This is a genomic window from Bacillus cereus group sp. MYBK101-2 (assembly GCF_051918845.1).
Lineage (GTDB): Bacteria > Bacillota > Bacilli > Bacillales > Bacillaceae_G > Bacillus_A > Bacillus_A paranthracis.
This window is the reverse complement of record NZ_JBQAIE010000007.1, coordinates 25,770-38,590: the sequence shown is the minus strand read 5'-3', so window position 1 is coordinate 38,590 and position 12,821 is coordinate 25,770. Positions and strand designations below refer to the sequence as shown.

Genomic DNA, 12,821 nt, shown 5'->3' with positions numbered 1-12,821 from the left:
CTGTTAAATAATCCCTATTACATTTAAAAAGACGATAATGATTGCGAGCGGTGCTACAAATCGAAGTAAAAACGCCCAACAAGTAAATACTTTCTTTCCATAATTACCACCTACAAAAAACTCTGCTTCTAATACCTTCTTTTCCATTTTAAATGAAACGAAAATACTAATAAATAGTGCACCAAGTGGCATTAATATATTACTAGATAAGAAGTCTACTGCATCAAAAATATTCTTTCCGAAAATCGTAATATCACTCCATACTCCAAATGATAACGCTGATGGTATACCTACTAAGAAAATGCTGAAACCGATCATCCATGATAACTTTGTTCTTCTTTCTTGTTCGCCATTTGCTAATGCTGAAACAACTGTCTCTAATAGTGAAAATGCCGATGTTAATGTCGCAAATGTAAATAGTGCAAGGAATACTGTTAAGAAAACCCCACCAAATGGAATTTGACTAAATACTGATGGTAATACGATAAATAGTAATCCCGGCCCTTCTGTTGGCTCCATTCCTAATGAAAACACGGCCGGAAAAATTGCGAGTCCTGCAAATAATGAAACAAATAAATTCAATCCAACAATTGTTATTGCTGATTTTGGTAAACTTTCTTTTTTATTTAAATAGGAACTATACGTGACCATAATCGATATCCCGATACTAATCGCAAAGAAAGATTGCCCCATTGCGAACAAAATACTTTCTGAAGTAATCTTTGAGAAGTCTGGTTGTAAGAAAAACTTCACACCTTCCATTGCATTATCAAGTGTTAATGAGCGAACAATAAGAGCGACAAATAAAACGAACAACGCTGGCAACATATATTTACTTGCTTTTTCAATTCCGTTTTGTATACCTTTTGATACAACCCAAATCGTAATGAACATAAAAGCGAAATGTCCCATAATTGCCCAAACGGGATTTCCAATTGTTTCAGTAAATAATGAACCGTAATTTTGTCCTGGAGTAATAAGTTGTCCCGTTACTCCTCTGAATAAATAAATTAACACCCATCCACCTACAACACTATAAAACGAAAGTAGTATAAAACACGTTCCGACGCCAAGGCGTCCAATCCAGTGCCACCCTGTATTTGGTGCAATACTTTTAAATGCGCCAATTGCTTGTTTCTGTGTACTGCGTCCAATCATAAATTCAGCTATAAGTAGTGGTAGTCCAATTAATACTGTAAATAATATAAAAATTAAAAAGAATGCTCCTCCCCCGCTCTTGCCAGCGATATAAGGAAACTTCCATATTGCGCCAAGTCCAATTGCCGATCCGGCTGCAGCCATTATAAAACCTAATTTCGAAGTCCATTGCTCTGTCTGTTTCATCTTATTTTCCTCCTAATTAAATTTATTTATATAAATAATTAAATTATATAGACCAATTCAAATAAACCCTCCATTTCTATTTCCATAAAATAAAAAAATGGCTCAACGTCTCTATATAAAGAGACGCTAAGCCATTTACTTAACGCGGTACCACCCTTATTGATTCCATTATGAATCCACCTTAGTAGTAATCGTTTGATTACAAACCTAATATCGAAGGTTAACCGTTAAGATTTACTAAGAATGTGATTCCGTTCCACCTTACTGCTCCTAGGCGAGTTCAGGATGTCATTTGACTATGTCACACCAACCCATAGCTCTCTGTACAAATATACGACCTTACTACTCCTATTCAACACATTTTAATATTTAGAATATATTTTCTTTTGAAATTAATATGAAGTATATCGGTTATATTTGTAACTGTCAAGCTATATATTAATTTTTTTGTCGAAAAGAATGTTCCATTGTAACTTTGTACAATAAAGCAGTGTTATTAATCATCTAGATCATCATGATCCATATCGTCTTCATCTTGGTCATCATCATCTTCATTTTTTATTAATTCAAATTCCTTTTCCGCTATGATATTCCCGTTTTTCTTATTAATATATATTTCTTCCTCACCTACATTTGTTTCTACCTCTATTTCATATACACCATTATCGTCCATACGTTCTACATCAATTTCCTCTACAACTCCATTTACCTTTTCAACTGCAATTTGTTTAGCAGTTTCCGGACTAAACTCTTTACTTTTATAACTTTTTTCTTTTGTCTCTTCAAATCCCGTTTCTTCATGTTCCATTGCATTTACATCATATGCTGTCCCTCCAGCAATTAAAAGCACCATTACAATTCCAATCCATAATTTCATTTCATGTTCCTCCTCTTCATTTCTTTCTTACTTACATACTAAAATGTTAAAATGAAAGAAAACTGTGAGAAACATTAAAATTTGATGAGAATCCGTTTATTGTTGTGATTACCCTTCGTCATCATCTTCTTGATCATCATTGCCTTCTTCTTGATCATCTTCATCTTGTTGTTGTGATGACTCCTTTTGCTGAATAGCGCTATTTACCGATGTAGTAGAAATGACTTCACCTGTTATCGTATGTATCCTTACATCGACCGTTTCTGTCTGTTTTTTTATAATAATTTGGTAGGTAGACGTACCATTTATATCAACTACACTTACCTTCTCTATAAATCCACCTGGTACTTTTTGTAACGCAACTTCTTTCGCCTGCTCTTCTGGTATAACTTTTTGTATTTGTGAAGTACCAATAAAAGCGCCTGTATTTTCTTCAATTTCTACTATCACATTCTCATTTGCACTTTTCTCTATTTCTATTACATATATATTCTTTTCATTTTTTTGCTCAAGTCTAATTCTCTTTACATTCCCTGGCACTTGCTGCACTGCAATTTCTTTTGCCTGCTCTTCTGTAATTTTTGTCATCGGCTTCTCTAACAATTGAATTTGACCAGTTGTTTTTTCAATCTCAACTACCTTACTTTGCTTATCATTTGTTTCTACCGTAATTACAAACACTTCTATCTCATTTCTCTTTTCTAATATAGTAAGTTTAATTTCACCTTGTACTTTCTGTAGCGCCATTTCTTCCGCTTTCTCTTTCGTTATTGTATTACTTTTTAATGATATTTCTTTAGCGCGTTTTATCTCTCCATTTTGAGCATCTACTATTATTTCATATGAGCCTTGTTCATTTGATAGATTTACCTTGTAAAAATCTAGCTCCCCTTTATTTACTAATTTCATGCTTTTAATTTTTCCAGGATATTGTTCCGACACAATATTTTGAATTTGTTTTTCAGATAATATTGTGTCTCCTTGCTTAGAAATGATACGTTGTGATACAAAAGCTACACTAGCAAGCACAAAACAAAGTAACAATGCAACCTTCCATTTCTTTTTCATTTTCAAGCTCCCATCTCTTTATAAAAAAAAGGCAAATACACTGTAACTTTCGTCCATTTTCCCTCTTCACTTTCCAGTTGTATATCACCTTCATGAGCATCAATAATTTGTTTCGCAATCGATAAACCTAAACCAGTACCGCCTGTTTCCCTACTCCTCGCTTTATCAACTCGAAAAAAGCGATCAAACACTTTCTGTATATCTTCCTTAGGAATTCCAAAACCGTAATCTTGAATAGAAAAATAGACTTTTTCTTTTTGTATTCCTACTATAATATCTATAGAATCTTTACTGTATTTCATTGCATTATCTAATAAAACTACTAATACTTGTTTTATTTTTTGTTCGTCAATATTTACAACAATCTTTTCTTCCTCTGTAATAACACGAAAATCCCGATTATATGTTTTTTCTAGTTGTTCCGCAGTCATCTTACATAATCGGACCAAATCTGATTCGTTAGTCTCCAAATTCCACTCAGCACTGCTGTTTGCAAGAAGCAACATTTGATTCGTCATACCTTTCATTCTTACTGCCTCAGAATAAATCGCTTCTACAGATTCTTCCAAAACATCTTGTTTTTTCATTCCCCATCTTTTTAATAATTTTGCATAACTTTCAATAACTGTTAACGGTGTTCTTAATTCATGCGAAGCATCTGAAATGAACTGTTGCTGCTTTTCAAAGTTCTGATGTAATAAATCGATCATTTTATTAAATGTCGTTCCCATTTTGTGCAATTCATCTTTTGATTTTTTCTCAAGCGGTATTTTTTTGAATATCCCTCTATCCTGTATATGCTCCATTGTTTGTATTAAAGAATTTACAGGTTTTAAAATGAGTTTACTTAACATTCTTCCCGCAAAAAAAGACGGAATTAAAACGAAAAGTGATGCAATAACTAATACATTTTTTAACATATTCAAATTCTCTTGCAAACTATCTAAACGTTCTGTCATTTCTAACGAAACGATTTTTCCATCATGCCAAATGATTGGTATTTTTATATAAGCAAATTTCCCTCCATTCTTCTCATAAATTCCCGCCGATTCTCTTCTTTCAAATTTCGTATTTACTGCTGGGATTGGTTTTGTACTATCTACTTCTTGTCTAATCATTACCTTTGAATTTTCATTAATAACTCTAATCATACCGTTTGATGGTAAGTACGGTTGCAACAGATTTACTGCGTCTATTTCTTTTGCTGATTCTGCATTCATTCCTTCTATAATATGTACTGCCTCACGTTTTAAACGTTCTAACTCTCCGTTCGTAGTCACTTTATAAAACAAAAAATATATAGAACTATTAATAAGTAACAAAATAAGTAGTAACCATACTGTAGAAAATAAATATATTTTATTTTTAATTTTCATATATTACACCTTTAAGACATAACCAACACCTCTAACAGTGTGAATAAGCGGTACGTCTATATTACAATCTACTTTTTTACGTAAATATCGAATATATACATCGACTACATTTGTATCACCATAATAATCAAATCCCCAAACATTCGTTACGATTTGTTCTCGATTTAACACTTGATTTTCATGTTTCATTAGAAAGTGTAATAAATCAAATTCACGTGGTGTTAAGTCGACTAGATTATTCCCTCTTTTCACCTCACGTGTTTTCTCGTCTAAATATAAATCAGCAACTTGATAACTACTATGCTCCTCTTCTTTTATTACGTTTGAAATTCTTAAACATGCTCTAATTCTCGCTAAAAGTTCTTCGATTTGAAATGGCTTTGTAATATAATCACTTGCCCCTTGATCTAAGCCACTCACTTTATCAACAACTGAGTCACGAGCAGTTAATAAAATAATAGGTATTACAGCATTTTTCAAACGTATTCTTCGAAGAACTTCTAATCCACTTATATTTGGAAGCATTACATCAAGTAATATTAAATCCCAGTTACCATTGCCGAACTTTTCCATTGCCTCTGTACCTGTTTTTGCAATTTCACTTTCATATCCTTCAAATTCTAATTCTAACTGCACGACACGAGCAATTTTTTCTTCATCCTCAACGATTAAAATCTTTTCTCCCATAAAAGCCTCCTATAATATATATTTGCACCATTTTAGTATAACAAGTAATACTTTCCTTCAAAAGAAAAAATACCCAATATATTTTCTCCTTAATGAAAAAAATCAGGAATGAAATATATTCCTGATTTTTAAAGAGACAATCCAACCCATTGCCAATATGCATAGTAAAATATAACCATTACAAATATATAAATAACGCTTAAATAACTACTTAATTTTAATAAATCTTGTGGTTGAAAAGTTTCTCTATCACTTTCTTGAAATAATAGTAGTGCTTTAGAACTGACCGGAAAGGTTAAACAATAATTCATTCCAACAATACCTAAAAATAAGACAGCTACTTCATTTAATTGTAGACTACTTGCAAAGTATAGTAGTGGCGGAATAAAAATTACCGCTCTCGTAGTGTGAGATGTAATATATAAATGTGATGTTACGGAAAGAATAACAATTACTAGTAGCACAATGAAAATTGATTGACCATCAATAAATTTTGTTATAGAAAATAACTTCTGCATAATCCATTGCGCTGCACCACTTTCCATTAATGATTTCCCTAATGCAATTGCTGCTCCAACAAATAAAATTAAGTTCCACGAGACACCTTTTAAACTTTCTTTCCACTGCATTACGCCGAGTTTTGGTAAAGTTAATAAAAATACCCCTATTATAGTTACGGTTGCAATTTCCAAACCGTGTAACCATTCCGTTAGCCAAAATGCTACCATCGTTAATAAAATACTTATTGTATACTTTTCATTTCGCGATAATTCAAACTTAACCTTTTTCTGTTGCAGTTTCGTTTTTACTTCCTCTTTGTCTAAAAATAATATTAATATTACGCGACAACTTATAAAGCTCATCATGATTCCAAATGGTAATCCCCATATTAACCACTCTACAAATGTAATGTTTTTATTATTAAATTCCTTTAACATATCTAGGGCGATTAAATGTGAGCCTGCCCCAATAATCGTAGAACTTGTTGAAACTAAAATAACAGTAGGCATTAAAATTGCTAATGCTTTCGTAATTCTTCTACTTCCAATTTCTTTAGATATAGCTTGAAAAACAGGTAATACAACCGCTGCGCGTCCCGATGTAGATGGAATAAAGAAGGCAAGTATTTGAATAATCATTGTTAAAATCCAGCATAATCCTGATATATTACGAGCACGATTCACAACAAAGTACGTCATTTTTTCAGCTAGACCGGTAATCTGAAGTGATCTTCCTAAAATAAACGAACCGATCATAAGCCAAATCACATCCGAAGCTAGCGAATCAAATAAAAGATCTTGCTTTGCTGTTCCTGAAATAATTAGAAATAATACAGAACCTAGTGCAATATAGGCCGAATTTATCGTTGTTGTTGTCCATAATATAATTGCAGAGCAAAATCCAAACAAACTCCATTTTGCTTCCATCGTTAATGATGATGGAAGCAAAAGAACTATTTCTACAATTACTATAAGTGTTACGGGCAGAACCCAGGATGACTTAACTTTCGGAGTATCATTATTATTCACATGTAATTCCACTACATTTTTTTCAATCATGATACGTACCCACTTTTATTCAAACGAGAAGCGATTTGATAACCAACTAAAACTGTACGCATCGTACTCTCTGTACAATCACGAAGCCATTTCTCCGCATTAGAAAATGCATTTTCTAATGAAGATGGCATTGGTAATATGCTTGTATATGCATCAATTCCGTAATCGTAATTAATACGGGCTCCTTTACCGACTGTCCCTACTAACGCTATTACTGGTAATCCATATCTTTTTGCACATTTAGCCACCTCAGCCGGAATTTTCCCTCGTGGTGTTTGAAAATCTATACTTCCTTCCGCTGTAAATACAAGATCACACTTTAGCAATAGTTTATTTAAATCCATATACTTCATAATAATATCGTATCTCGGATGAAGCGTTGCCCCAATTAAAGCTTGCAGTCCAGCACCAAGACCGCCAGATGCACCACTTCCTGGTGTATGATGTACATCTATACCTATATCTTTTTTTATAATAGAAGCATAGCGCTCCAATGCTTTTTCTAGTTCTATTACTTGTGCTTCATTAGCACCTTTTTGCGGACCGAACACTCTAGCTACTCCATGCTCACCGCATAATTGATTAAACCAATTACAAGCAACATCGATTTGGACATGTCTTAATCTAGGATCTACTTGTGACGTATCTATTTTTGAAACTTGTAATAAAGAGGTGCCACCTTGAATTTGTATTTCCTTTTCATCTTCATTTAAAAACTTTACGCCTAACGCTTCAGCCATACCAGCACCTCCATCAGACGTACCTGAATCACCACATCCTATTAATATACGATCTACTCCTTTGTTTAAAGCTAATTCTATTAACTGTCCAACACCATGAGTAGTCGTTTTTCTTGGATCCCGTAAATCTCTCGGTACAAGGCGTAGCCCAGCTGCCGCAGCCATTTCAATAACAGCTGTACGCTCACCATTTCTCGTTTCAAAAACACCAAAATAAGATTGTATCTCATCTCCAACAGGTCCCATTACTTGTACTTTATACATTTTTCCACCAGTAATATTTATAATTGTCTCTGTAAAACCTTCCCCACCATCAACCATTGGTAAAGTCTCTACAGTAGCAAGTGGCATAACTTTTAAAATCCCTTCTTTCATTACATTAGCAGCTTCCTTCGCCCCTAAACTTTCTTTAAATCCTGATGGTACAACTAAAATACGCATGTATTATTTCTCCCTTCACCTTATATATCTTTCGTATCTACGGCTTATATTAAAGGTGAAAAAAGAGAGCACAATTAAGCTTACATTAAAATCTGATGAGAAAGTGCTGAATTTTGCGCACTAAAAAATCCGTTGCACTATGAAATAGCGCAACGGATTTATTCCTTTACTTTTTATCCACTTTTATTTCTCTATTACGGGACAATACTTGTACGATTTAGAGTTTCCTGTACACAACAAGCAATTGCTTTTAGCTTATATTTTGTAGTAACAGTATGACAACCTTTTATATGTGGTAACAACTACTACGTTAAAACTTACAAGTTAGTACGAGTTCGTTAGTTTAATATATATTCCATGTGTTTATATTAAGCACCCAATAAAATGTCATCTCACCAAAGCTCGTACCTCTTTTTCTACTCTATCATTGCACATAGTACTCCATGATGGTACAACCATCATGGAGTTTATTCTTCAAAATAGCCATTTCTTTTTCTACCCACTTCTCATATATGCTTATGCATGTTTACGTTAAACCACTACAAGCTTTTATCATATATGGTATTGCACTCAATTTTTTGTATCTTCAAGATTTTTAAGATGCTTTTCTAAGTATTTTTTCCCTGAATTACTTTTAGGCATAAGACCAAGATGTTCATATTCCCAAATAATCATTCTCTCGTGGGAATTTTCATCTGAAAGGTCATCATAATTAAAGTCAATATTAAACTTTCCTGTATTATCAAAAATCATAGTGAAATTTGTCCAAGCTTCTTGATCATTATCAATAAACTCTTTCTTCATTCTCTTAATACAATCTAACAAACGATGCCACTTCTTAAAATATTCTTCTTCTGGGACATTAAAGAGTTCAAAAATACTATGACTGTAAATAGGAGTACTATTCTCTTCAGGGTAGTAATAAAAATATGACTCTTGAGCACCTTCCCCAACCTCACCATACAGATAAACCTTAAACCACTTCTCTGGAATTGTATCAATTACAACCTCTGCTATTTCATTGTATAACTTGCTTAATTTTTCATCATTCATCTAATTTTCCTCCTGGTACATTATCAAAATTCTTCAATCTCCATCTATCTTCATCACCAATTTTATATCTAATAACAAAACTGTCTGGACGTTTTGAATTCCCGCTATAATTCGGCGTTATTTTCACCCTAACTTTATCACCATCATTAAGAGCATTAGCCCATTCATTCTCTAGTTTTTTCCATTCTCCTCTGTTTAAGTTACTATTCATTGGAACTAAATTATCCATATTACCAGAGCCTTTAAATATAGTTGCAATTAAATGTCCGCCGTCATCATCATCCAAACGGTCATTCCCACCTACCACTCTCTGAGCGTAGTTATTCCGCTTACCATCACCTAATTGAAGGCTACCCTCGCAACTTGCAACACGTCCTTGACTATCTGTTGTATATGTATATCCTTCTTTACTTGTATACTCAACATTTGGCTTTAATATCTTTTTACGTTTTTCCCTAGCATATTGTTCTCCATAGTTTACTTTTACAGGCCCTTCACCCGTACCCTTAACAACCTTACTTTCCATATACTGATAAGCCTCTTTCAGAGAATACTGTCCTCCTCCTGAGACCTTTCCTACTCCAGCCATGGCGAAGCCTTTTCCCTCGCCTGGGATCCATTTGTATTCCAGTAATGTTTTTACTGCGTGCTGGATCTTTTCATTCCCCTGCAAGAAAGTTGTTTTTACGGTTGTGGCACCTTTGTTCCATAGGCTTCCGATTTTGTCGGCAAATCCTTTTGCTGTGGAGGCTACAAAGTTTACACCCTCTTTTACTTTGTGGCTGGCTGTTTTTATGCCATCGACAGCTGCTTTTTAGTACCTATTTTTCACTTTTTATAATCTCAATCTAATATTAACTTTATCTTTATTATATATCATTTTTATACTGAGACGAAAAAAGCACTTGTTGCCTTTAATTGACAATCAAGTGCTTTAAGTTCATATGTTTTTAAGTAGCATAAATTTGTAAGTTTTATAGTAACAGTATGACACCTTTTATATGTCGTGACAACTACTATGTTAAAACTTACGAGTTTGTACGAGTTCGTTAATTTAATGTCCATTCCATGTCTTTATATTCGTCGCACAGTAAAATGTCTTCTCGCCTAAGCTCGTACTTCATTTTCTATTCTATCATTGCACACAGTACTCCATGATGGTACAACCATCATGGAGTATATGTTTTCAAACACCCTATTATTTTTTCTGTCTTTTAATTAGTTAAATAGGATTATTCGGAAATTCACTATGATACTTATCAATTAATGTTTTATAATTTTCATCATTTGGTACTTCACCTAAATATTTATTTTTCCATATAATCATTTGGTCACTAAAACTATATTCTGTATCGAACCAATTTGTATAATCGTAATGCATCTTAAATTTCCCACTACTTTCAAGAGACATTGTAAAAGAATACCAAAGTTCCTGCTCATTATCTTTAAAAACATTTCTTAATTCATCGCTCAATTCAAACAGCTTTCTTTTATTTTTTTTAAATTCTTCTTTATCAATAGCATAGTTAAATGGGATTTTCACACTGTAATTAAAGCATTGTCTATTTTCAGGTGTATTATAAAAAAAGTAAGTTCCCCCTCCAGTTTCCGATATCTGAGCATAAAAATAAAATTTCTCCCATTCTTCTGGAATCATTTCATTAACTGTTTCGGCTATTTCTCTATACAACTTATTCATTTCTTTTTCCACTTTAATCAACCCCCTGCGCGATTTCTAATCGTTTTCTCAAATATTCCTTTTCCTTCTATTTCATAAACTATCTCAAAATAATTTGGTCTTAGTGAAGTCCCTTGATAAACTGGTTCAATCTTTACAGATACTTTTTTCGGCGGAATTTCACTTAAAGCATTAGCCCATTCTTTCTCCATGTTATACCATTCTCCACCTGACCGATTAATCTGTTTATTTTGAGCGACTAAATTATCAATGTCACCGGATCCATGGAATTGTGTCCCTATCAAGTGACCACCATCATCATCATCAGGCAACCTATTTTCTCGTCCTGCTGCTACCTGCATTCCTGTATTTCTTTTTCCTTTTTGAAGTATTAATTCTTCTGCCTCAACATCTACTATTCTACCAAGCTCATCTGTTGTATATTTATAACCATCCTCAGTAATATAACGTACGTTTGGCGCAAGTTCTTTCCTTCCATTTTTCCCTTTAATAATTTGTTTCCCAAGATCCCCCTCTTTTATTTCAGTTATCTTAGGAGTATTACCCGTACCCTTAACAACCTTACTCTCCATATACTGATAAGCCTCTTTCAGAGAATACTGTCCCCCCTCTGAGACCCTTCCTACTCCAGGCATGACATAGGCTTTCCCTACACCTGGGATCCATTTGTACTCCATTAATGTTTTTACTGCGTGCTGGATCTTTTCATTCCCCTGCAAGAAAGTTGTTTTTACGGTTGTGGCACCTTTGTTCCATAGGCTTCCGATTTTGTCGGCAAATCCTTTTGCTGTGGAGGCTACAAAGTTTACACCCTCTTTTACTTTGTGGCTGGCTGTTTTTATGCCATCGACAGCTGCTTTTCCAGCTTTTCCAGCTACCATTGTTACGCCTTCGCCTAGTTTTTTTCCTGCTTTTACAATCGTCTTCCCAAAGCTAGAAGCGACATACTTTATTCCTTTTCCAGCAAGACTTGCCACTTTTCCAACAGGAACAAAGTTTAGGAGCGTCCATCCTGCGGCGATGAGTCTTTCTTTTGATGATAATTCTTTTCCTGTAATAGGGTCTTTACCGGTAACTGCACGAATTGCATCATTTACTCCGATGAATTCAGCTGCTCCTTCTATTCCCTTTTCCCACCATGATTTTTCATGTTTCTTTTCTTTTTTATGGGCTTCTTTCAATTTTTCATTTTGTTTCTTTTGATATTCTTCATCTGCTTGACGAAACTTTTGAGCGATACGCCGTAATTCTTTTTCTGTAACTTGTAAGTTACGTATGTAAGATTCCATGAGTCTCATTGATCTCATATATTCCCCATAAAAATGCTGACTCGTTGCTCCTTGCCATTGCAATTGAATACTAAACATAGATTGAGTGAGATTTTGTTGTATGTTCTGGCTGTGTGTTTGCATCTCTGATATGTTTTTGGCAATTTGTTCGAGTTGTTCAGGTTTGACCTTAATTTCCAAACCTTCTCCCACCTTCCTCTATTTTATACCAAAAAGAAATAGAACTGCATCAATTTTTACTTATCCCCTTTAGAAAAAACATCAAAAATACTATTATCACAAATCGCTTCAATTTCTTCCTTTACAAATAATTTTTGAAATTTTGTTCCTGGATTTAATATTACATTTGCCTCTAAATCTATCGTCTTTAATAATTCAACTGCATTCATAGAGACATATGGACATTCTTCTGGAATAACCATTTCTAAATGTTTCAAATCAGAATACAGTGGTAACATTAATCCTTCTTCCATTTCAAAATAATGAATTTGCAATTGTGTATTATCAGTTGAAATCAAATTCCCTTCTTCATCTACAGTTGTATCTCCCTCTACAGAAGCAACAACGTACAAATTTGATTTCTGTAATATCTCATAAAAACGAACTCTTTTTTCTTCATTCTGTAAAGCTTCCACTAACGCCTCATCTAATGGACAAATTTCTAGTAAATTCATTGAACTTCACTCCT

The 12,821-nt window shown here is 33.8% G+C and carries 12 protein-coding genes and 1 other annotated feature; all 12 genes read right to left on the bottom strand.

Features of this window, described 5'->3' with window-relative positions:
• Window positions 1-3: 3 nt before the first annotated feature.
• Window positions 4-1,344, bottom strand: coding sequence for a sodium-dependent transporter (locus ACTFSI_RS15255; RefSeq protein WP_074565294.1), 1,341 nt, complete (start codon window positions 1,342-1,344; stop codon window positions 4-6).
• Between the two features lie 116 nt (window positions 1,345-1,460).
• Window positions 1,461-1,709, bottom strand: a binding site (T-box leader).
• A 131-nt stretch (window positions 1,710-1,840) separates the two neighbouring features.
• Complete coding sequence (locus ACTFSI_RS15250) at window positions 1,841-2,221, bottom strand: PepSY domain-containing protein (protein ID WP_074565295.1); 381 nt, start codon at window positions 2,219-2,221, stop codon at window positions 1,841-1,843.
• Window positions 2,222-2,329: 108 nt separating this feature from the next.
• Window positions 2,330-3,289 (bottom strand): PepSY domain-containing protein, encoded by a 960-nt coding sequence (locus ACTFSI_RS15245; RefSeq protein WP_074565296.1) that lies wholly within the window; start codon window positions 3,287-3,289, stop codon window positions 2,330-2,332.
• Window positions 3,290-3,291: 2 nt separating this feature from the next.
• Window positions 3,292-4,665 (bottom strand): sensor histidine kinase, encoded by a 1,374-nt coding sequence (locus tag ACTFSI_RS15240; protein ID WP_074565297.1) that lies wholly within the window; start codon window positions 4,663-4,665, stop codon window positions 3,292-3,294.
• 3 nt (window positions 4,666-4,668) lie between these two features.
• Window positions 4,669-5,352: a response regulator transcription factor gene (locus tag ACTFSI_RS15235; RefSeq protein WP_138322080.1), complete on the bottom strand. Its 684-nt coding sequence runs from the start codon at window positions 5,350-5,352 to the stop codon at window positions 4,669-4,671.
• Window positions 5,353-5,480: 128 nt separating this feature from the next.
• Window positions 5,481-6,911, bottom strand: coding sequence for an SLC13 family permease (locus ACTFSI_RS15230; RefSeq protein WP_074565299.1), 1,431 nt, complete (start codon window positions 6,909-6,911; stop codon window positions 5,481-5,483).
• The gene (locus ACTFSI_RS15225) at window positions 6,908-8,092 is read right to left on the bottom strand and encodes a glycerate kinase family protein (RefSeq protein ID WP_074565300.1); all 1,185 of its coding nucleotides are present in this window, start codon (window positions 8,090-8,092) and stop codon (window positions 6,908-6,910) included. The genes ACTFSI_RS15230 and ACTFSI_RS15225 overlap by 4 nt, the downstream gene beginning before the upstream one ends.
• A gap of 570 nt (window positions 8,093-8,662) precedes the next feature.
• Window positions 8,663-9,145, bottom strand: a complete 483-nt coding sequence (locus ACTFSI_RS15220; protein WP_000997350.1) for an antitoxin YezG family protein — start codon at window positions 9,143-9,145, stop codon at window positions 8,663-8,665.
• Window positions 9,138-9,818, bottom strand: a complete 681-nt coding sequence (locus tag ACTFSI_RS15215) for a DNA/RNA non-specific endonuclease (RefSeq protein ID WP_244294691.1) — start codon at window positions 9,816-9,818, stop codon at window positions 9,138-9,140. Before ACTFSI_RS15215 ends, ACTFSI_RS15220 begins: the two co-directional genes overlap by 8 nt.
• 549 nt (window positions 9,819-10,367) lie before the next feature.
• Window positions 10,368-10,856, bottom strand: coding sequence for an antitoxin YezG family protein (locus tag ACTFSI_RS15210; protein ID WP_000410096.1), 489 nt, complete (start codon window positions 10,854-10,856; stop codon window positions 10,368-10,370).
• A 5-nt stretch (window positions 10,857-10,861) separates the two neighbouring features.
• The gene (locus ACTFSI_RS15205; RefSeq protein ID WP_440045458.1) at window positions 10,862-12,313 is read right to left on the bottom strand and encodes a WXG100 family type VII secretion target; all 1,452 of its coding nucleotides are present in this window, start codon (window positions 12,311-12,313) and stop codon (window positions 10,862-10,864) included.
• 56 nt (window positions 12,314-12,369) lie between these two features.
• Window positions 12,370-12,807 carry an SseB family protein gene (locus ACTFSI_RS15200; RefSeq protein WP_001050356.1) on the bottom strand — a complete coding sequence of 146 codons (438 nt, stop codon included), beginning with the start codon at window positions 12,805-12,807 and terminating at the stop codon, window positions 12,370-12,372.
• Between the last annotated feature and the right edge of the window lie 14 nt (window positions 12,808-12,821).

Bases quoted from the DNA above. Each gene is read 5' to 3' on its own strand.
- ACTFSI_RS15230 (WP_074565299.1), bottom strand. From the start codon at position 6,911: ATGATTGAAAAAAATGTAGTGGAATTACATGTGAATAATAATGATACT.
- ACTFSI_RS15240 (WP_074565297.1), bottom strand. From the start codon at position 4,665: ATGAAAATTAAAAATAAAATATATTTATTTTCTACAGTATGGTTACTA.
- ACTFSI_RS15220 (WP_000997350.1), bottom strand. From the start codon at position 9,145: ATGAATGATGAAAAATTAAGCAAGTTATACAATGAAATAGCAGAGGTT.
- ACTFSI_RS15245 (WP_074565296.1), bottom strand. From the start codon at position 3,289: ATGAAAAAGAAATGGAAGGTTGCATTGTTACTTTGTTTTGTGCTTGCT.
- ACTFSI_RS15255 (WP_074565294.1), bottom strand. From the start codon at position 1,344: ATGAAACAGACAGAGCAATGGACTTCGAAATTAGGTTTTATAATGGCT.
- ACTFSI_RS15200 (WP_001050356.1), bottom strand. From the start codon at position 12,807: ATGAATTTACTAGAAATTTGTCCATTAGATGAGGCGTTAGTGGAAGCT.
- ACTFSI_RS15235 (WP_138322080.1), bottom strand. From the start codon at position 5,352: ATGGGAGAAAAGATTTTAATCGTTGAGGATGAAGAAAAAATTGCTCGT.
- ACTFSI_RS15250 (WP_074565295.1), bottom strand. From the start codon at position 2,221: ATGAAATTATGGATTGGAATTGTAATGGTGCTTTTAATTGCTGGAGGG.
- ACTFSI_RS15225 (WP_074565300.1), bottom strand. From the start codon at position 8,092: ATGCGTATTTTAGTTGTACCATCAGGATTTAAAGAAAGTTTAGGGGCG.